Annotated in this window: 1 pseudogene; it reads left to right on the top strand. The window is 29.4% G+C overall.

The window, feature by feature from the left end:
• A pseudogene (locus B4I81_RS08620) lies at positions 1 to 265 on the top strand (Arm DNA-binding domain-containing protein); the annotation flags it as partial.

Below are 265 nucleotides of genomic sequence, written 5' to 3'. Positions count from 1 at the left end.
TATTACCAATTTATGTGCGATTAACTATCGACGGAAAACGATTTGAGTACAGTACTAAAAAATTTATTGAGCCATCGAAATGGTCAACTGAATTAAGCAAAATGAAAGGTAATTCAGAAGAAGCTCGTTTAATAAATAACTTACTTGATTTTACACGAAATCGAATAAACGAAATCCAATTCGAATTATTAAAAGATGGTATATCATTAAACATCGATGAATTTAAAAATCGTTTACTTGGTGTAAATCGTCAGCAAAAAGTGGA

This window comes from Flavobacterium sp. UBA6195, assembly GCF_002422095.1.
Taxonomy (GTDB): Bacteria; Bacteroidota; Bacteroidia; order Flavobacteriales; family Flavobacteriaceae; genus Flavobacterium.
Note: the sequence above shows the minus strand (reverse complement) of the source record. Positions and strands in the feature narration are given on the sequence as shown.